Origin of the sequence: Actinosynnema pretiosum, assembly GCF_024171695.1 — a bacterium.
Lineage (GTDB): Bacteria > Actinomycetota > Actinomycetes > Mycobacteriales > Pseudonocardiaceae > Actinosynnema > Actinosynnema pretiosum.
In genome coordinates this window covers 16365-34787 of record NZ_JAMTCF010000015.1, presented here as the reverse complement: position 1 = coordinate 34787, position 18423 = coordinate 16365, and the positions used below count along the sequence as shown (strand labels likewise).

Sequence of the window (18423 nt, the reverse complement as noted above, 5' to 3'; positions counted from 1 at the left end):
CGGTCCGAGGCGGACCGGCCCTGCCGTCGTGCGGCCCGGTTCGGGCCTGGGGGTTGTCCTGCGGGTCGTCGTCGTGGCCAGGGCACGAGGGCGGCGATGGTGGGTTCGGCCTGGTGGCAGGCGGCTGGTGTGGCGGGTGGCAGGGGCCGGGGCGGGCGACGCGGATGCCGTCCGGCAGCGGCGGCGCACCCCCCTTTTTCCCAGGCACCGGCAGCGTGCCGGTGGACCCGGACGACACCGGAGTCGTCACTCACGGCCCACCATGCACCAGAACTGTCAGACGCCCTGTTCACCGACTTGCAGGACACCACCGAGGCCGAACATCTCGCCGGTCCCGCGCACCCGGTCGTCGCGCTACTCCCGATTTCCCTTACCCGCCAGGACAAGTGCCCCGTGCAACGAGGACTCGGCCCCGAGCACCGCCGGTCGCACCGACGGCACCGGGTGTCCGGTCCTGCCCAGCCCCGCGACCCGCTCGGCGACAGCGGGCACAAGTCCGGGCAACGCGGTGGTGACGCCACCACCGATCAGCGCCAACTCGGGCCGGACCAGCTCCCCCACCCCGATCACCAGCGCGGCCAGCGCGGACGCGGCGTCCTCGAAGGCCGCCACCGCCCACTCCTCCCCGCGCGCGACACCGTCCCGAACGTCACCCAGCCCCTCGACCCGCCCGCCTCGGGCAGCAGCCCCGCGCAGGATCGCGGGCCCGGACGCGAACGCCTGCACGCACCCGCGCCGCCCGCAGTCGCACCGGGCGCCACCCCGCTCGACGACCACGTGCCCGACCTCGCACGAGGCGCCCGAGTTCAGCGGCAGTCCACCCGAGACGATCCCGCCACCGACCCCGGTGCCCACGCCGACGTACAGCAGATCACCGCACCCTGCGGCGTCGGCCTCGGCGAGCGCCGCGAGGTCGCCGTCGTCCCCGTGCCGCACCGAGGCGCCGGGGAACATCGCACCCAGCGCACCGAGCACGTCCACCCCGACCCAAGCGGGTCGTCCCGGCCAGGCGACCACGGTTCCGGAGCGATCGAGCGTGGCGGGCACCGCGACCCCGACGGACACCACACCACCCTCCGCATCCCCTACTTCCCCACAAGCCCGCTCGATTGTCCGAGCGAGCAGAGCGAGGTCCTCGCGGGCGGAAGCACCGGTCTCCCACAGCACCACGCTGTCGTGCGAACCACCGTCCCCACCGACAACCCGAACAGCGGCCTTGGTCCCCCCAAGATCAACCCCGACCACCCCACCCGCACCACTCACACCGCCACCCCGCCCCCGCGACGCCCAGCCACCGAACCCCCCACAACCCCGAGGCGCGGCCACCCGCCCCGCACCCCGGCAAACAGCGCCCCAGCTCGCAGCGCCACGCTCACAGCTCACAGCTCACAGCTCACAGCTCACAGCTCACAGCTCACCGACACATGTTCTCGGCTGCCCAGCCCGAGTTCTCAGCGCACGGCGACCCGGATGACCTCCCGACACGAGCCGTCCGGCCACCCCGGTATGAGCCCGTCCGCACGCCCCGGTACGAACCTCCGCACCCCCGGTACGAGCTGTCGGTACTAGTCCGCAGCCGTTCGCACGTTGGGCACCCGAACGTCGTCCGTTCGTCCCGAAGCCACCCGTTCCCCAACCGCCCGCCGCGCCCGATCGTTCATCTCCACCAGCGCGAACCGGGTCGCCTCAACAGCAGCCCTGGTGGCGCCCAGGGCTTCGCGGCAGGACTCCGCGCCCTGCCCTCGGAGTACATCACCCCCGCCCTCGGCGCCCCGCTGCTCCCAGGCCTCGCACAGCAGCGCGACTGCGGCCAGGCAGGACGCGGCAGCCGCGACCAGCGGATCACGTCCCTCACCCACCAGCGCCAACCGAGCGACGAGCCGCTCCACCTCGGCCTTGGCCAGCACAGACTCCACCGCCCCTGCGGCCACGCCACGTCCTCCTCCACCACCACACCAAACCCGGCGAACGACCCACCACTCGGAACGCCGTCCGCAGCAGCCTCACCGCACATGGCACAGCCGCACCCTGCTCCGCCTTGCCACGCGCCACGCCACGTCGCCTTGCGCCGCCGCGCCTGCTTGCTATGCCCTGCCATGCCTGCGTGCCGTGCCACACGCTGCCGTGACGCACGCCGCCTAGCCGCGTGCCCCGTCCCCTCCCCGCGTACGAGTACGAGTCCCAGACGAGCCCGAGTCCCCGGCGAGCCCAGGCCCTAAGCAGGTCCCAGCACGAAGTACCGGTCGGTCCACAGGTCGAGCAGTTCCCGCCTCAGGTCGTCGTCCACCTCGTCGCCCGCCAGTTCGGCCACCGTGCTCGTCCCGTCCACCCGCGCCAGCAACCCGTGCGCCCGCGCGGAGACCGCCTTGCGCGGGCCCTCCGCGTACTCCAGGAAGACCTCGTGCTCCTCCACCCGGCCGCCGCCGACCGGGAAGCGCACCCGGCCCACCACCCTGGTCTCCGGGCGGAACCGGATCACCGCGTCGTCCAGGGCTCCCAGGAAGTCCGGGCGCCTGCGGACCACCGAGTCGCCGACCACCAGGTAGTCCAGCTCCGTGGTCAGGAAGCTGGTCAGCACGTCCTCGAAGGTCTGCACGATCGGCTCGGCGTGGTTGTTGAACGAGGTGTTCAGCAGCACCGGCGTGCCGGTCAGCTCGCCGAACCGCTCCACCAGCCGGTGGAACGCCGGGTTCGCCCGCGAGGTCACCACCTGCACCCGCGCCGTGCCGTCCACGTGGGTCACCGCGCCCAGCCCGGCCCGGTGCTCGGGCCGCACGGGCACCACGAACGACATGAACCCCAGCTCGGCCTCGACGTCCGGGATCTCGAAGTACTCGGCGGCGGCGTCGGGGGTGACCACGGGCGCGAACGGCCGGTAGCTCTCCCGCTTCTTCACCATCGCGTTGATCCTGGTCTGGTTCGCGGCGGGCCTGGCGTCGGCGACGATGCTGCGGCTGCCCAGCGCGCGCGGACCGAACTCCGACCTGCCGCGCGCCCACCCGAGCACCGCGCCGTCCGCGAGCAGCCTGGCCGAGGTGTCGACCAGGTCCTCCACGTCCGCCGCCCGGTGCACGAGCTCGACGAAGCCGTCCCAGCTCTTCAGCTTGAGCACGACGTCCCGCTCGTCCCCGAGCCCGCCACCGAGGTCGGCCCGGTGGAGCGCGACGCGGGGCACCCGCCCGGACAAGCGGTGCTCCACCGCCAGGGCGGCCCCGGTCCCGGCCCCGGCGTCGTGCGACGCGGGGTGCACGAACACCCGGTCGAACAGCCCCGACCGCAGGATCACCCCGTTGAGGCTGGAGTTGTGCGCGACCCCGCCGCCGAAGCACAGCGCCCGCTCACCGGTCCGCTCGGCCCAGTGCCGGATCACGTGCAGCGCGACCTGCTCCACGTTCTCCTGCAGCGCGGCGGCGAAGTCCTTGTGGTCCTGGGTGAACTCCTCGCCCTTGCGGCGCGGCGCGAACCCGGTCGCGAGCATCTCCGGGATGAACGAGTTGGGCGTGACCAGGTTGCCCGCCAGGTCGTACCCGCCGTCCTCGGTCAAGGTGCGCAGCGACTCGAACACCGACCGGTACCGGGCCGGGTCGCCGTAGGGCGCCAGCCCCATCACCTTGTACTCGTCGCCGAAGCCGTAGCCGAGCAGCTGCGTGCCGAACAGGTACCAGAACCCCAGCGACTGGTGCACCGGGTACGAGGCCAGCGACTCGACCCCGCCGGGCCCGATCCGGTAGACGGTGCCGGACGAGCTCTCCCCCCGGCCGTCGAACACGACGGTCAGCGCCGACTCGAACCCGGAGTGCCCGAACGAGGACATCGCGTGCGCCAGGTGGTGCGGCACGTAGTGCAGCTTCTCCGGCGGCAGGTCCCAGCCCAGCTCGCTGCGCAGCCGGTCGCGCACCAGGTCGCGCGAGTACCGCAGCGGCACGGCGGGGCTCTGGCAGTAGAGCTGGCCGAGCACGTTGTCCACGTGGTCCTCGGGGAAGTAGAACGCCACCGCGTCCACGTCCTCGGGCCGCAGCCCGGTCTCCTCGAAGCAGGCCCGCGCCGCCGCGCTGGGGAACCGGGTGGTCTTCTTGATCCGGTTGTACCGCTCCTCCTCCACGGCGGCCAGCAGCTCGCCGTCGCGCAGCAGGCTCGCCGACGAGTCGTGGAAGAAGAACTCCAGCATCCCCGGCACCAGCTCCTCGGCCGAGGTCGAGAAGTTGCCGTTCAGGCCGAGCACGAGCATGGTCTCTGTCACCGGGCCAATCCGTGTGGAGGGGACGGGGGTAGCGGAACTCCACTTCGGACGGTAGACCGCGCGGGCGTGGTTGGCAGTTGCCGTTTCCACCGCTTGTCAATCAGGTGGTAATCCCTTGCGCCACAGACGATTGACAGCCCGAGGAACCCCTGGTTTCACTGCTGTCCGCACGTCCCCGGCGCGAGGAGGCCCCCGTGAAGTACATGCTGCTCATCCACACCAGCGACGAGCGGTGGCAGACCCTGACGCAGGCCGACAAGGAGGAGTTCCTGGCCGAGTACGCCGCGTTCACCGAGGAGATCGAGGCCACCGGCGAGCACTGCCACGGCTCCCCGCTCACCCACCGCAGGAACGCGGTGTCCGTGCGGGTGCGCGACGGCCGCGCCGACGTGGCGCGCGGCCCGCTCACCGACGAGGACCGCTACCTGGCCGGGTACTTCGTGGTGGACTGCGCCGACGAGGACCGCGCGCTGGAGATCGCGGCGCGCGTGCCCGACGCGAAGCTGAACGTGGTGGAGGTCAGGGCGCTCGCGGCGGTCTGACGCGCGGGCGGGCTCACCCCGCCGGGTCCGGGGCGGGCGACCGCCTCGGCCGGTGGGCGCGCCGCAGCAGCGGGCGCTCCACCCACCGGTGCAGCAGCAGGCTGAGCCCCTGGGTGAGCGCGTACAGCGCCGCCACCAGCAGCAGCCCCTCCCCCAGGCCGAGCAGCCGGTCCCCCGTGACGTGCTTGGCCACCGCCAGCAGCGGCCAGTGCAGCAGGTACGTCGCGTAGCTCATGTCCCCCGCGACCCGCACCCACGGCCGGGCCAGCCAGGACGGCCGCCCCTCCAGGTCCCGCACGGCGATGATCGGCACGAGCAGCGCCAGCGGGACGGCCGCGATCGCGCTGCGCGCGTACACCTGCGGCAGCACCGGCAGCAGCGCCCACACCGCCGCCACCCCCAGCAGCGGCCACAGGGCCCGCACCGGCCGCCACTGCCCGGTGGCCACGATCCTGGCGAGCACGACCCCCATCAGGAACTCCGGCAACCGGGTCAGCGGGAAGAAGTTCACCAGCCACGCCTGCTCGAACGACAGCGGCGGCCACAGCGCCCACGGCGGCCCGTCCACCAGCGCCCCGATCACGCCGGGCAGCACCAGCACCACCGCGGCGAGCGCGCCGAAGCACGCCCACAACCGGTGGTCGGGCACCCGCAGCAGCGGCCGGGACAGCAGCGGCAGCAGCAGGTAGAACACCACCTCGCAGGACACCGACCAGTTGATCCCGTTCACCGACAGCAGGTAGTCGGGCAGCGGCACGAGCGACTGGAGCAGCGACAGGTTGACCAGCGCGGGCCCGACCTCGGGCAGGGCGCCGAGCAGCGGCAGCGGGCCGAGCGCCGCCAGGAGCAGCAGCACCGCGCCCCACGTCAGCACGTGGGTGGGCAGGATGCGCACGACCCGGCGCCGGAAGTAGGGGCCCACCCCCTCGCGCCACGGCTCCGACCACACCAGCACGAACCCGCTGAGCACGAAGAACAGCGACAGCGCGGCGGGCCCGTAGGGCAGCAGGAACCCGAGCGAGTTGATCGGGTCGTCGGCGAAGAACCGGGCGGAGCCGAGCGCGTGGGCCACGAACACGAGCACGGCCAGCGGCGCGCGGATCCCGGTGAGGGAGGGCAGCCGAGGGGGGAGGACGGGACCGGGGGTCATTGCTGGGCTCCCTGTCTGTGGGGATCAGCGCGCGTGCTGCCGGGGTTGCGGGAGCACGGGCGGGGGCTCGGTCGGGCGGCACCCGCCCGACCTGAGCCCGTGGTGGACCAGCCGCAGCGCGTCGTGACCGGGCACGCGCTCCAACCAGTCGGCCGCTCGCCGGTGCTTCTCGGCTCGGGCGTGCTGGGGGATGGTCAGGTAGGCGACGTCGCGCACGAGCGGGCTGCGGAACGCGTAGGCGGTGGCGCGCTCGGCGTCCCGGTCCCGGCGCAGGACCTCGCGCCGCTCCAGGTGCTCCAGCGCGCGCGCCACGTCGGGCACGGCGCCGCCGCCGAGCGCGCGCACCCCCTCCTCGCACAGGTCGTCGCCGAGGACGGCCGCGTCGAGCAGCACCGCCTTGGCGTCGGCGGGCAGGCTGTCGATGCGGGCCGCCACGACCCTGCGCACCAGCGGCGGCAGCGGCGGCGACTGCCCGCCGCCCCCCTGCGGGGTTCCCGCGTCGGCGAGCACCCTGGCGTACTCGACGGCGAACAGCGGGTTCCCGCCGATGTGGGCGATCACCGCGCGGTAGGCGGCGCGCGCCTCGTCGGTCGTGGCGGACGCGGGACCGCGCCGCCCGCACAGGGCGGTGAGCAGCCGCTCGACGTCCTGGTCGGCGAGCGGGTCGAGCGTGATCGTGCTGGCCTCGGCCTTGCCGCCGCCCCAGGACGGGCGCCGGTCGAACAGCTCGGGGCGCGCGGTGACCACGACCAGCAGCGGGAACGACGTCGCCTCGGCGGTGAGGTGGTCGACGAAGTCCAGCAGCGCCTCACCGGCCCAGTGCAGGTCCTCCAGGACGAGCACGAGCGGGTCCGCGCCGCCGAGGTCCTCCAGCACGTGCCGCCACGCCGCGAACGAGCCGTCCGGGAGCGCGTCGGGCACGTCGAGCCCGAACAGGACGCGCAGCCTGGCCAGCAACCGGTCCGCGCGCTCGCCCGCGCCGCCGCTGCCGCGCGCTGCGGCGGCGAGCTTGGCGGCGACCAGCCCGACCGGGTCGGCGGGGCCGATGCCCATGCGCGGGGCGAGCGCGGCGGCGAGCGGGGCGAGGTCGCCCCCTCCGCCGAGGCGGGGGCAGCGGACCACGACGGTCGTCGAGGTCTCGGCCACGCGCTGGAACTCGTCCACGAGCCTGCTCTTGCCGATGCCCGGCTCGCCGAGCACGGTCACCAGGTGGGTCCTGGACCTGCGGCCGACCTGCTCCAGCAGCCCGCGCAGCAGGGCCAGCTCGCGGTCCCGGTCCACCAGCGGCGGCACCGCCGGGGGCCCGCCCGCGCCCTGCCTGGCCCCGATGGCCCACGAGCCGCGCACCGGGTCGTGGGAGCCGTCGTAGCCGATGGCGCCCTCGCTGGCGCCCCTGGTCTCCTCGCACACCCGGACCTCGCCCGGCGAGACGTGCGCGAGCAGCCTCATGCAGCGGTCGAGGACGCCGCCGCCGACCTCGGGCGCGCGCTCGGGGTGGCGCCGCACCAGCGCGTGCCCGGTGGCGACGGCGGCGGTGACGCCGAGCGCGGCGGGCTCGGACCCGCGCGGTCCGCAGGCGAGCCGGTCGCGCACGGCGAGCGCGGCGCGCACCGCCCTGGTGGCGTCGTCCTCGCCGCTGCGGGTGGAGCCGAACAGGGCGACGATCAGCGACGCCGCCTTGGCGGTGACGACGCCGCCCGCGCGCTCTACCTCCTCGCGCACCGCGGCGGCGACGCCGCTCAGCGCGTCGTCCACCTCCTCGGGCGGGGCGGCGGCCACGTCGTGCTCGAACCGGGTGAGGACCATGAGGACGCTGACGTGCTTGAGCTCTGCGGTCTGCGCGGGCGGCACGGGCGGCGGGGGCACCGGCGCGGGCGGGGTGAACGCGGCGGGCGCGGGTTCCGGGGGCGCCTGCCGCTGCTGGGCGATCCCGACCGGGGGCGCGGCGACCGGCCCGCCGACCTCGGCCGGTCCGGACCGCGCGGCGGCCAGCGCCTCGCGCCGGGCCGGTGCGGGGAGCCGGTGCGGGACCTCCTGGTTGAGGATCGCCCGCTCCAGCTCGCGCAGCTCGCGGCCGGGGTCGAGCCCCAGCTCCTCCACCAGCCTGGCCTTGGTGCGCCGGTACGCGCCGAGCGCGTCGGCCTGCCTGCCGCAGTGGTAGAGCGCCCGCATGAGCTGGCCGCACAGCCGCTCGCGCAGCGGCTCGGCCTCGACCCACCGCTCCAGCTCGTAGATCATCTCGCCGTAGCGGCCGGACGCGAACTCGGCCTCGACGCAGTCCTCCAGCGCGGCCAGCCGGGTGTTGCGCACGGCCACCAGCTCGGGCCACTCCACGCCCTGCTCGACCAGGTCGGCCAGCAGCGGCCCGCGCCACAGCCCGATCGCGTCGCGCAGGGTGCGGGCGGCGCGCTGCCAGGAGCCCGCCGCGAGGTCGGCGCGCCCGGCGTGGACGAGCCTGCGGAAGCGGCTCAGGTCCACGTCCTCCGGGTCCACGCGCAGCAGGTAGCCGGGGGTGTGGGTGAGCAGGGCGGGCGCGCCGGGCCCGTCACCGGCGGCGGACAGCACGCCGCGCAGGGCGGCGACCGCGTTCTGGAGCATCTTGCGCCCGGTCGGCGGCATGTCCTGCGGCCACAGCGCCTTGAGCAGGCTGCTGGTGGGCACCACGCTGTTCGGGTGCAGCAGCAGGTAGCCGAGCGCGGCACGCTGCTTGGCACCGCCGAGCGCCACCGGCCGGGACCGGTCGACGACTTCGAGCGGCCCCAAGAGCTGAAAGCGCATCACTGGTCTCCAAGGCGCGTGGTTGCTCCGGGTCGCTTGCCGCCGCTCCGCTGGGGCGGGTCCGCTCGGGACCGTCGGGACGGTACTCGCGACCGGTGCGCGCTCGGGAGTTCGCAGCGGCTTTTTCCCCCTACCGTATGTATCGACACGCTCACTGTGCGCACTGGTGCGGAAACCTCAACCGGTGCGCCGGGCCAGGGTCATGCCGTCGGCGTGCGCGAGCAGCACGGCCTGGACCCGGTCGTCGGCGGCGATCCTGCGGTTGAGCTCCCGGACGCCCTCGGTGTCGGGGTCCACCGCGGCGGGATCGGCGACCCGGCCTGCGAACAGGGTGTTGTCCACGACGACCAGCCCGCCGGGGCGCACCAGCTCGACGGCCAGCTCGTAGTAGCGCGGGTACCCGGCCTTGTCCGCGTCCACGAACACCAGGTCGACCCGGCCTGCCAGCTCGCCGGTCAGCCCGGCGAGGCTGTCGGCGGCGTCGCCGACCAGCACCTCGATCCGGTCCGCGACGCCCGCGCGCTCCCAGTGCGGCCGGGCGATCGCGGGCCACTTGGGGCTCAGCTCGCAGGTGATCACCCGTCCGCCGTCGGGGAGGGCGGAGGCCAGGCACAGCGTGCTGCACCCGGTGAAGGTGCCGACCTCCACGACCAACCGGGCGCCGGTGAGCGCGACCAGCAGGGCGAGGAAAGCGCCTTCCCCCGGTGGGACGGGGAGGACGCCGCCGCCGGGGAGCAGCGCGGTCTCGGCGCGCAGCTCGGCCAGCGCGGCGGGTTCCGGCTGGGAGACCTCGCGGACGTAGTCGAGCAGCGCGGGCGTGACGACGACCTGCTCACCCACGGGCGGGCACCTCCAGCAGCGACGGGGCTTCGACGGTGACCGCGCGCGGGGCGGGTCGGGGCACGGGGAGCAGGTGCAGCCGCCGCACCGGGTTCGCGGCGGCACGCGCCTCGGGGACGGTGGCGGCGGCGCTCCGGGAGGCGCTGCCCTGGACGGCGGGAGCACCGGCGGCGAGGGGCCCGGCGGCGGGGTTCTCGGCGGCCGGGTTCCTCGGATCGCCGCTCATCGCCGCCAGCTCGGCGCGGCAGGCGCAGTCGGCGTCGTCGTACCCGGCGAAGCGGTAGGCGATCTCCATCATGCGGTTGCGGTCCGTGCGCCGGAAGTCGGCCACCAGGTGCGCGCCCGCGTCCAGCGCCTGCCCGGACAGCCAGTCCAGCAGCACGCTGCCCACGCCGTAGGGCACCACGCGGCACGAGGTCGCCAGCAGCTTCAGGTGCCACGCGGTGGTGTGCCGCTCCAGCAGGACGATGCCGATCGCGCCGTGCGGCCCGAACCGGTCGGTCAGGCTCGCCACCAGCACCTCGTGCGCCGGGTCGTCCAGCAGGGCGCGCAGCTCGCCGTGCGGGTAGTGCACGCCGGTGGCGTTCATCTGGCTGGTGCGCGCGGTCAGCTCCTCGACCCGGTGCAGGTCCTCCGGCTGGGCCCGGCCGATCCGCAGCACCAGTCCCAGCGAGCGCAGGAACTCCTCGTCGGGCCCGGTGAACGCGGCCTGCTCGGCGCCGCGCGCGAAGCCCGCCCGGTAGAGGGCGCGCCGGTTGCGGGCGTCCTCCGTGACGACGGCGGGGCTGAACTCGGGCAGCGAGCACAGCTCCAGCACGCGCTCGGCCGGGTAGCAGCGCACCTCGGGCAGGTGGAAGGCGACCTCGGCGCGCTCGGCGGGCCGGTCGTCGACGAACGCGATGGCGCGGTGCGCGAAGCCGAGCCGGTCGGCGATGCGGGCGACGGCGGCGGACTTGGCGCCCCAGCCGATCTCGGGCAGCACGAAGTACTCGGCGACGCCCAGCGCCTCCAGGGCGGCGAGGGCGGGCTCGGGGTCGTTGCGGCTGGCCACGGACTGGAGCACGCCGCGCGCGTCCAGCTCGACGATCGCGGCCCGGACCCGCTCGTCCAGCACCGGCGCGTCGCCCTCGGCGAGGGTGCCGCGCCAGAGCGTGTCGTCCAGGTCCCACACCAGGCACTTGACCAGGCCACCGCTCGCGCTGCCACCGCCTGCGCCGCCGACGTTGGCACTGCCGCTTCCAGCGCCGTCACCACCCACGCCGTCACCACCCAGGTCGCCGCCAGTCACACCGGCACCCAGATCGCCGCCCCCCACGCCGTCACCACCCGGATCGCCGCTACCAGCACCGCCACCGCCCACACCGCCGCCACTGAGGCCGTCGCCGCCCGTGCCACCGCCCACGGCACCGTCACGGAGGTCGCCGGTACTCACGCTGCCGCCACCCAGATCGCCAGCGCCCACGCCGCCACCGAGGTCGCCGCCCGCACCACCGCCCACGCCGTCGCCGTCCACGCCGCTGCTACCCGCGTCGCCCACGCCCACGCCGCCGCCGCTCACGCCGTCGCCACCGCGTGCTCGGCGAGCACGAGCCTGCACATCTCGTTGCTTCCCTCGATGATCTCCATGAGCTTGGCGTCCCGGTAGGCGCGCGCGACCGGGTGGCCGTCGTGGGCTCCCGCCGAGGCGAGCACCTGGACGGCGGTGGCGGCGGCGCGCGCGGCGTGACCTGCGCTGACGTGCTTCGCGAGCACGGTCGCGGTGACCAGCTCGGCGGAGCCCTCGTCCCAGCGGCGGCTGGCGTGCTCGCACACCCTGGCGCTGACCTGCTCGGCGACCAGCAGGTCGGCGAGGTGGCCCGCGACGAGCTGGTGCGCGGCCAGCGGGGCGCCGAACTGGTGGCGGGTGCGGGCGTGCTCGGCGGACGCGGCCAGGCAGGCGCGCAGGATGCCGACGCAGCCCCACGCCACGGACAGCCTGCCGTGGGCCAGGACCGTGGTGACCAGCAGCGCCGGGGAGATGCCCGCGCCGCCCAGCACCGAGGTGGCGGGCAGGCGCACGTCGTCCAGCTCGACGTCGGCGTGGCCCGCGGCCCGGCAGCCCATCGGGTGGGCGACGGGGGTGATCGTGACGCCGGGCGCGGTCGTCGGCACCAGCGCGACCGCCGCGCCGTCGCCGCGCCTGCCCGCCACGAGGACCAGGTCGGCGTAGCGGGCGGCGGTGGTCCACACCTTGTGGCCGCGCACCAGGACCGTCCCCGGTTCGCCGGGGTCGTCCTCGATGGTGGTGGTCATGGCGGACAGGTCGCTGCCCGCGCCGGGCTCGCTGAGCGCCACGGCGGCCAGCTCGCCCCCGGTGAGCCTGGGCAGCACGGCGGCGCGCTGCGCCTGGTCGCCGAGGCGGCGCACGGTCCAGGCGGCCATGCCCTGCGAGGTCTGGACGCTGCGCACCGAGCCGCACAGCGCGCCGGTGCGGGCGGTCAGCTCGCCGTTGTCCAGGCTGCTGAGCCCCAGGCCGCCGTGCCGCTCGGCGACCTCCCCGCACAGCACGCCCGCCGCGCCGAGCTCGCGGAGCACGTCCACCGGCAGCTCGCCCGCCAGGTCCCACTCCCCCGCGCGGTCCGCGACCAGCCGCTCGACCAGCGCGGTCGCCTCGGCCACCCGGTCAGCCACCGGCGCCTCCCGCGCGGAGCCGGTCCACGAGCGCGGTCATGGCGCGCACCGTGCGGAAGTTGTCCAGCCGCAGGTCGGAACCCGCGATCTCGACGTCGAAGAGCTGCTCCAGGTGCACGACCAGCTCCATCGCGAACAGCGACGACAGGCCGCCCTCGGCGAACAGGTCCCGCTCGGCGTCCCACTCGGCGCCGGTGCGGGCGCGCAGGAAGTCCAGCACCGCGCCCTGGACGTCGTCGGTCCGCGACTCCGTGCCCGTGGTCATCGCCCCACCCCTTCGCTGTCGTGTCGGCCCCGGTCGGGCGAGCCGCCGTCGCGCGAGCGGCGCTCCGGGGAGCCGTAGTCGTAGAAGCCCCGGCCGCTCTTGCGCCCGAGGTGCCCCGCGTCGACCTTGGCGAGCAGCAGGTCGCACGGCTCGCACCGCGCGTCCCCGGTGCGCTGGCGCAGCACGCGCAGCGAGTCGACGAGGTTGTCGATGCCGATCAGGTCGGCGGTGCGCAGCGGGCCCTCGCGGTGGCCGAGGCAGTCGCGCATGAGCGCGTCGACGGCGGCGGCGTCGGCGGTGCCCGACTCCACCACCCGCGCCGCGTCGTTGATCATCGGGTGCAGCAGGCGGCTGGTGACGAAGCCCGGCGCGTCGCCGACCTGGACGGGGGTGCGGCCGAGGCGGGCCAGCAGGGCGGTGAGCCCGGCGAACGCCGCGTCCGAGGTCAGCGGGCCGCGCACCACCTCGACCGAGGGGATCAGGCAGGGCGGGTTCATGAAGTGCGCGCCGACCAGGTCGGCGGGCCTGGGCAGCGCCGGGGCCAGCTCGCCCATCGGGATGGACGAGGTGTTGGAGACCAGCGGGGTGCCCGGCGGGACGGTGGCGCAGACCCCGGTCAGCGCCTTGGCCTTGGTCTCGACGTCCTCGGTGACCGCCTCCACCACGGCGATCGGGTCGCGGGCTCCGCTCGGGTCGGTCGCGGTGGTCAGCTCGCCGAGCGGGCCGGTGGCGACGCCGAGCAGCTGGGCGGTCCGCAGGTGCGCGCGCACGTCGGCGCGGGCCGCGTCGAGCCGGTCGGCGTCCGGGTCCACCAGGAGCACGGACAGGCCCCCGGAGAGCGCCAGCGCGGCGATGCCGCAGCCCATGACGCCCGCGCCCAGCACCAGCAGCGGGCGCTCGCCGGGCACGGGGCCCGGTTCACCGCGCGACAGCCCGCCACCTGACGGGACGTCGGGCGGAAGGGCTGGCAGGTCGTCGGTCGGGTCGCCGGGCACGGGACCTCCGGAAGGGCGGGGAGTCGGATGTGGACAGTGGAGCACCGCGCAGGCCCCTCGCGCACTGGTCGGCTCCACCGGGCGCCCACACTCCGGCAACCGGCTCGCCGATGGGTGACTTGTTACCCGGTGGTGGAACCACGGATTGCCGCCGCCCGGCGGGCTTCCTAGCGTGGGTTCCGGCTGTCACGATCGCGCGGGGAACCGGCTTCGCGCCGCCCGGCGGCCGGGGAGGTCGTGGCCTGATGCTCGACGTGATCGTGATGGGTGGTGGGCCCTCGGGCGCCGTGTGCGCGTCGGTGCTCGCCCGGCAGGGCCGCTCGGTGCTGGTGCTGGAGCGGCAGGAGTTCCCCCGGTTCCACATCGGCGAGTCGATGCTGCCGTACATGGTGGGCCTGCTGGAGCGGCACGGCCTGCTGGACGCGGTGCGCGAGCAGGGCTACGTCGTCAAGCGCGGCGGCGAGTTCATCGACCCCACGGGCACGAAGTTCTTCCGCGCCGGGGTGTTCCGCGCCGACTTCGCCAAGACCGGCGAAGGCCGTCACCACGAGACCTTCCAGGTCGAGCGCTCGCACTTCGACCGGGTGAACCTGGACCAGGCGCGCGCGGCGGGTGCGACCGTGCGGGAGGGCGCGCAGGTCGTCGGGCTGCTGGAGGAGGGCGGCCGGGTGGTGGGCGTGCGCTACCGCGAGGGCGGCGTCGAGCGCGAGGAGCGCGCCCGGTACGTGGTGGACGCCACCGGCCGCGCGGGCGTGGTGGCCAACCGGTTCGGGCTGCGGCGGATGATCGAGGACCTGCGCATGGTGGCGGTGTTCCACCACCGCGACGGGCTGGACGAGGCGCACAACCCCGGCCACGAGGGCGACATCCAGGTCGGCAGTCACGCGGACGGGTGGATCTGGGCGATCCCGCTGTCGGCGGACCGGATCAGCGTGGGCACGGTGATGCACCGCGACCGGCTGCGCGGGCGCACCCCCGCCGAGGCGTTCGCCGAGCAGGTCGAGCGGGTGCCCAGGATCAACCAGCGGCTCACCGGGACCTCCGCGACCTCGGACTTCTGGGTGGAGACCGACTACAGCTACCACTCCGACCAGGTCGTCGGCCCCGGTTGGGCGATGGTCGGGGACGCGGGCTGCTTCGGCGACCCCATGTTCTCCGGCGGGGTGCTGGTGGGCATGGCCACGGGCGCGGAGGCCGCCGAGGCGCTCGGCCGGGCGCTCGACTCGCCCGCCGACGAGGAGCAGGCGCTCACCGGCTACTCGAACTTCTTCAAGACCGGTTACGACACGTACGTGCGGCTGATCTTCTCCTTCTACGAGGGCGAGCTGCTGCCCGCGCTGGCCGAGGCGCACTCCGAGGTGGGCGACATCTCCGAGGAGGAGATGGAGATGTACGTGGTGCGGCTGCTGGGCGGCGACTTCTGGAGCGCGCGCAACCCGGTGGCGAACGCGCTGCGCGCGAACCCGGCGTGGGCGACGTTCTCGCCGTTCGAGCCGGTGCACCGCTGCCCGGTGTACCCGGAGCTGGACGTGGCCGAGCTGGGCGGGCTCGCGGGCGCGGTCGCCCGGTGAGCGAGGTCGAGCGGGTCCCGGTGCTGGTGGTCGGCGCGGGGCCGACCGGGTTGGCGCTGGCGTGCGGGTTGCGCGCGCTCGGCGTGGAGGCGCTGGTGGTCGACCGGGCGGTCGCTCCGGCGACCACCTCGCGGGCGCTGGGCGTGCAGCCGCGCGGGGTGGAGGTGCTGCTGCGGCTGGGCGCGCTGGGCGACCTGCCGGGGCTGGTGATCCCGCTGCGCGAGGTGCGGATGCACAGCGACGGCAGGCTGGTGTCGGTGATGCCGGTGGAGCGCATGGCGCAGGCCACGGGGCGCGCGCCGCTGCTGGTGTCCCAGGTGGAGGTGGAGGCGTCGCTGCGGGACCGGTTGGCCGGGCTGGGCGGCGCGCCGGAGTGGGGCGTCGAGCTGGTGGACTGCGCGCAGGACGGCTCCGGGGTGACCGCGGTGCTGCGCGGTGGCGGCGGCGAGCGGCGGGTGCGGGCGGACTGGGTGGTGGGGTGCGACGGCGCGCGCAGCCTGGTGCGGGAGCTGGCGGGCATCGGGTTCCCCGGCGAGCAGGTGGCCGAGCACTTCCTCATCGCCGACGTGCGCGCGGACTGGGCGGTGGACCGGGGCGTGATGGGCAGCTGGACGCGCGGTCGCGACATGATCAGCGTGTGCCCGCTGCCCGGCGAGGACCGGTGGCGGCTGATGGGGCCTGCGCCCGCCGGGACGGCCGGGCGGCTGCGCGAGGACGAGGTGCGGGAGCTGGTGCTGCGCCAGCTCGTCCGCTGCACGCCGCACCCCGCCGACGCGATCACGCGGGTGGAGTGGCTGTCGTCGTTCCGGATCCACCGCAGGCTCGCCGAGGCGCACCGCCGGGGCAGGCTGCTGCTGGCCGGGGACGCCGCGGCGATCCACCACCCGTTCGGCGGGCAGGGCATGAACACCGGGCTGGGCGACGCGGAGAACCTGGCGTGGAAGCTGGCGCTGGTCGCGCGCGGCCGGGCTGGGCAGGCGCTGCTGGACACCTACGCGGCCGAGCGCAGGCCCGTCGCGGAGGGGGTGCTCGCGGGCACCGGGGTGACGACCGGCCTGGTGTCGGCGGACCACCCGCTGGTGGCGCTGGTGCGGGACCGGGTGGTGCTGCCGCTGATGAACACCCGGCTCGCGCAGGGGTACCTGTGGCGCCGGGCCTCCCAGCTGGGGGTCGGGTACCGGCGCGGACCGCTGGCCGCTCCGGGCGCCCGGTGGGGGTCGGGGCCCGTTCCCGGTGACCGGATGCCCGACCTGGCGTGCCGGGACGGTGGTGGGGTGACGGCACTGCACGCGGCGCTGCGCGGGCGGTGGGCGGTGCTGGCGCCGGACGGGCTGGGTGAGGCGACCGAGGAGGCGGTGCGGGGACTGCTCGGCGCGGACGCGGTGGTGGGGCTGGTCCCGGTGGCGGGCGGGTTGGCGGAGGTGCTGCTGGTGCGGCCGGACGGGCACCTGGCGTGGCGCGGGCGGCCCGACCCCGGCGCGGTGTCGGCGTGGCTGCGGGCGGCGCTGAGCCTGGTCGAGGAGGGGGCGCTGCGGTGACGCCGGAACCGGTGGAGGCGCCCGAACCGGTGGAGATGCCCGACAAGAGCTGGACGTCGCTGGGCAACGCGGGGGCGCGGGCGCAGGAGTCCGCGCGGGCCGACCGGTTGTTCGACGACCCGCTGGCGCGGGCGTTCCTGGACGCGGCGGGGAGCGGGAACCCGCTGCTGCCCGACCGGGGCAGCGGTGATCCGGGGCTGCTCGGGCGGATCGCGGACGTCATCGTGGTCAAGACGGTGTTCTTCGACGGGGCGCTGGCGCGGGCGGCGGCGGCCGGGGTGCGGCAGGTGGTGCTGCTGGCCGCCGGGTTGGACGCCCGCGCGTTCCGGCTGGCCTGGCCCGAGGGGACGGTGGTGTTCGAGGTGGACCTGCCGGAGGTGCTGGGGTTCAAGGAGCGCGTGGTGCGGTCGGTCGGGGCGCGGCCCTCGTGCGACCGGCGGGTCGTGGCGGCGGACCTGCGGTCGGACTGGGTGGCGGCGCTGCTCGCCGCCGGGCTGGACCGGGAGGCTCCGGTGGCCTGGTTGGCGGAGGGCGCGCTGGGGCTGCTGGACGCGGCCGGGTGCGAGGCGCTGATGGCGTCGGTGCTCGGGGCTTCCGCGCCGGGGAGCCGGTTCGCGCTCGACCACACCCACGACGGGTGGAAGGCCGGGGAGGAGCTGGGACAGCACCTGGAGGGGACCGGGATCAGCCTGGACGACCTGGTCAAGGGTGGTCCGGAGGAGCCTGGCGGGGTGTGGTTGGCGCGGCACGGGTGGCGGGTGAGCGGGACCGACGTGGTCGCGGAGGCGGCGCGGCACGGGCGGCCCGCGCCGTTCCTGTTCCGGGAGGCGGACCGGCGGGCGAGTGCGACGATCCTGTTCGAGGCCGAGCTGGGGTGAGCTGGGGTGGGGCGGGCCGAGCTCGACTGGGCCGGGCGGGCTGGACCGCCGGGTGAGCGGGTCGGGCCGGATGAGCAGGAGCGAGCCGGGCGCGTGAGGGCGGGCTAGGCGAGTAGGACCGGACCGGGCCGAGCGGGACCAGGACGGGTGAGCCTGGCCCCGCCTCGGCGGCGTGACCCGCGTCAGCCCGCGCGGATTCCGGTGCGGATCTCGGCGCTCACGCGCGCGTGCTCCGCCGGGTCCAGCAGGGTGGTCACCGTCTCGTGGCCGTCGCGGACCACGAGGTGCCGCTTGCCCACCAGTGCCCGGTGGCCGTCGTCGACCGCGCGGCACAGCAGGGTGGTCCCGGCGATCACCGCGCGGTCCAGGTAGCGGCGCAGCCTCGGGGTGAAGCCGTCCCAGTCGGACAGCGTCCTGGGGGTCGTGGCGAACTCGTAGAGCGGGCGCCAGTCCGTGGTGCGGCTCCTGCGCAGCACGAGGTGCCTGCCGTCCTGCTCCACCACGCGGAACGCGCACCCGTGCTGGGGCTGCTCGTCCGGGGACAACCTGATCGGGTCCAGGTAGGACGGTCCGGCGAAGCCCACGTCTGCCAGCAGCACCTCGCCGTCCAGGCGCACGGCGGTGAACCGGTGCGCCAGGTCGGGGCTGAAGCCGCCCTCCTCGTCGGCGACGCCCGCCGACAGCACGGTCGTGGTGTAGCCCAGGTCGGTGAGCAGCCGGTGGAACAGCAGGTTCAGCTCGAAGCAGATGCCGCCCCGCCCTGCCGTGACGACCCTGGCGAAGGTCTCGTCCACGTCCAGGTCGGCGAGGTTGTCGGGGACGGGGCCGTCCTGGGCGGTGGTGTTGTCGTAGTGCAGCGCCCGCAGGTGGGCGCGGTGCAGGGCGGTCAGGGCGGCCCGGTCGGGGCGGGTGGCCGGGACGCCGAGCCTGGCCAGGTAGGTGTCGGTGTCGTACAC

Annotated in this window: 16 protein-coding genes; 4 read left to right on the top strand and 12 right to left on the bottom strand. The window is 75.3% G+C overall.

Going from position 1 to position 18423, the window contains the following annotated elements:
* Positions 1-354: 354 nt before the first annotated feature.
* From LV78_RS28010 to LV78_RS28000, 3 genes are all read right to left on the bottom strand, one after another.
* Positions 355-1245, bottom strand: coding sequence for an ROK family protein (locus LV78_RS28010; RefSeq protein ID WP_253848798.1), 891 nt, complete (start codon positions 1243-1245; stop codon positions 355-357).
* A gap of 320 nt (positions 1246-1565) precedes the next feature.
* Positions 1566-1931 (bottom strand): hypothetical protein, encoded by a 366-nt coding sequence (locus tag LV78_RS28005; RefSeq protein ID WP_253848651.1) that lies wholly within the window; start codon positions 1929-1931, stop codon positions 1566-1568.
* Positions 1932-2215: 284 nt separating this feature from the next.
* A complete protein-coding gene (locus LV78_RS28000) occupies positions 2216-4240 on the bottom strand; it encodes a carbamoyltransferase family protein (RefSeq protein ID WP_253848650.1) in 2025 nt (674 codons plus the stop codon).
* 203 nt (positions 4241-4443) lie between these two features.
* Here LV78_RS28000 and LV78_RS27995 point away from each other — a divergent pair, with 203 nt between their 5' ends.
* The gene (locus LV78_RS27995; RefSeq protein WP_253848797.1) at positions 4444-4782 is read left to right on the top strand and encodes a YciI family protein; all 339 of its coding nucleotides are present in this window, start codon (positions 4444-4446) and stop codon (positions 4780-4782) included.
* A 13-nt stretch (positions 4783-4795) separates the two neighbouring features.
* Here the strand turns inward: LV78_RS27995 and LV78_RS27990 are convergent, their stop codons facing one another.
* The 8 genes from LV78_RS27990 to LV78_RS27960 form a co-directional block, all read right to left on the bottom strand.
* Entirely contained in the window at positions 4796-5932 is a 1137-nt protein-coding gene (locus LV78_RS27990) for an acyltransferase family protein (protein ID WP_253848649.1), read from the bottom strand.
* A 24-nt stretch (positions 5933-5956) separates the two neighbouring features.
* Positions 5957-8710: an ATP-binding protein gene (locus LV78_RS27985; protein ID WP_253848648.1), complete on the bottom strand. Its 2754-nt coding sequence runs from the start codon at positions 8708-8710 to the stop codon at positions 5957-5959.
* 177 nt (positions 8711-8887) lie between these two features.
* On the bottom strand, positions 8888-9550 hold the full coding sequence (locus tag LV78_RS27980) for an O-methyltransferase (protein ID WP_253848646.1): 663 nt from the start codon (positions 9548-9550) through the stop codon (positions 8888-8890).
* Positions 9543-10736, bottom strand: coding sequence for an HAD-IIIC family phosphatase (locus LV78_RS27975; protein ID WP_253848796.1), 1194 nt, complete (start codon positions 10734-10736; stop codon positions 9543-9545). Before LV78_RS27975 ends, LV78_RS27980 begins: the two co-directional genes overlap by 8 nt.
* 98 nt (positions 10737-10834) lie before the next feature.
* Complete coding sequence (locus LV78_RS41090; RefSeq protein ID WP_301307470.1) at positions 10835-10963, bottom strand: hypothetical protein; 129 nt, start codon at positions 10961-10963, stop codon at positions 10835-10837.
* A gap of 141 nt (positions 10964-11104) precedes the next feature.
* Entirely contained in the window at positions 11105-12220 is a 1116-nt protein-coding gene (locus tag LV78_RS27970) for an acyl-CoA dehydrogenase family protein (RefSeq protein ID WP_253848644.1), read from the bottom strand.
* On the bottom strand, positions 12213-12485 hold the full coding sequence (locus LV78_RS27965) for an acyl carrier protein (RefSeq protein WP_253848643.1): 273 nt from the start codon (positions 12483-12485) through the stop codon (positions 12213-12215). The genes LV78_RS27970 and LV78_RS27965 overlap by 8 nt, the downstream gene beginning before the upstream one ends.
* On the bottom strand, positions 12482-13480 hold the full coding sequence (locus LV78_RS27960; protein WP_253848641.1) for a 3-hydroxyacyl-CoA dehydrogenase family protein: 999 nt from the start codon (positions 13478-13480) through the stop codon (positions 12482-12484). The genes LV78_RS27965 and LV78_RS27960 overlap by 4 nt, the downstream gene beginning before the upstream one ends.
* Before the next feature lie 245 nt (positions 13481-13725).
* Here LV78_RS27960 and LV78_RS27955 point away from each other — a divergent pair, with 245 nt between their 5' ends.
* From LV78_RS27955 to LV78_RS27945, 3 genes are read left to right on the top strand one after another with little or no spacing between them, the layout of a single operon-like run.
* On the top strand, positions 13726-15051 hold the full coding sequence (locus LV78_RS27955) for an NAD(P)/FAD-dependent oxidoreductase (protein WP_253848640.1): 1326 nt from the start codon (positions 13726-13728) through the stop codon (positions 15049-15051).
* Positions 15048-16589 carry an FAD-dependent monooxygenase gene (locus LV78_RS27950; RefSeq protein WP_253848638.1) on the top strand — a complete coding sequence of 514 codons (1542 nt, stop codon included), beginning with the start codon at positions 15048-15050 and terminating at the stop codon, positions 16587-16589. The genes LV78_RS27955 and LV78_RS27950 overlap by 4 nt, the downstream gene beginning before the upstream one ends.
* On the top strand, positions 16586-17467 hold the full coding sequence (locus tag LV78_RS27945; protein WP_253848637.1) for a class I SAM-dependent methyltransferase: 882 nt from the start codon (positions 16586-16588) through the stop codon (positions 17465-17467). The genes LV78_RS27950 and LV78_RS27945 overlap by 4 nt, the downstream gene beginning before the upstream one ends.
* 182 nt (positions 17468-17649) lie before the next feature.
* Here the strand turns inward: LV78_RS27945 and LV78_RS27940 are convergent, their stop codons facing one another.
* Positions 17650-18423, bottom strand: a complete 774-nt coding sequence (locus LV78_RS27940; protein ID WP_253848636.1) for an arylamine N-acetyltransferase family protein — start codon at positions 18421-18423, stop codon at positions 17650-17652.

What these genes read in the sequence shown, in the direction of transcription:
- LV78_RS27995 (WP_253848797.1), top strand. Translation starts at nt 4,444, where the DNA reads ATGCTGCTCATCCACACCAGCGACGAGCGGTGGCAGACCCTGACGCAG.
- LV78_RS27990 (WP_253848649.1), bottom strand. Translation starts at nt 5,932, where the DNA reads ATGACCCCCGGTCCCGTCCTCCCCCCTCGGCTGCCCTCCCTCACCGGG.
- LV78_RS27985 (WP_253848648.1), bottom strand. Translation starts at nt 8,710, where the DNA reads ATGCGCTTTCAGCTCTTGGGGCCGCTCGAAGTCGTCGACCGGTCCCGG.
- LV78_RS27965 (WP_253848643.1), bottom strand. Translation starts at nt 12,485, where the DNA reads ATGACCACGGGCACGGAGTCGCGGACCGACGACGTCCAGGGCGCGGTG.
- LV78_RS27955 (WP_253848640.1), top strand. Translation starts at nt 13,726, where the DNA reads ATGCTCGACGTGATCGTGATGGGTGGTGGGCCCTCGGGCGCCGTGTGC.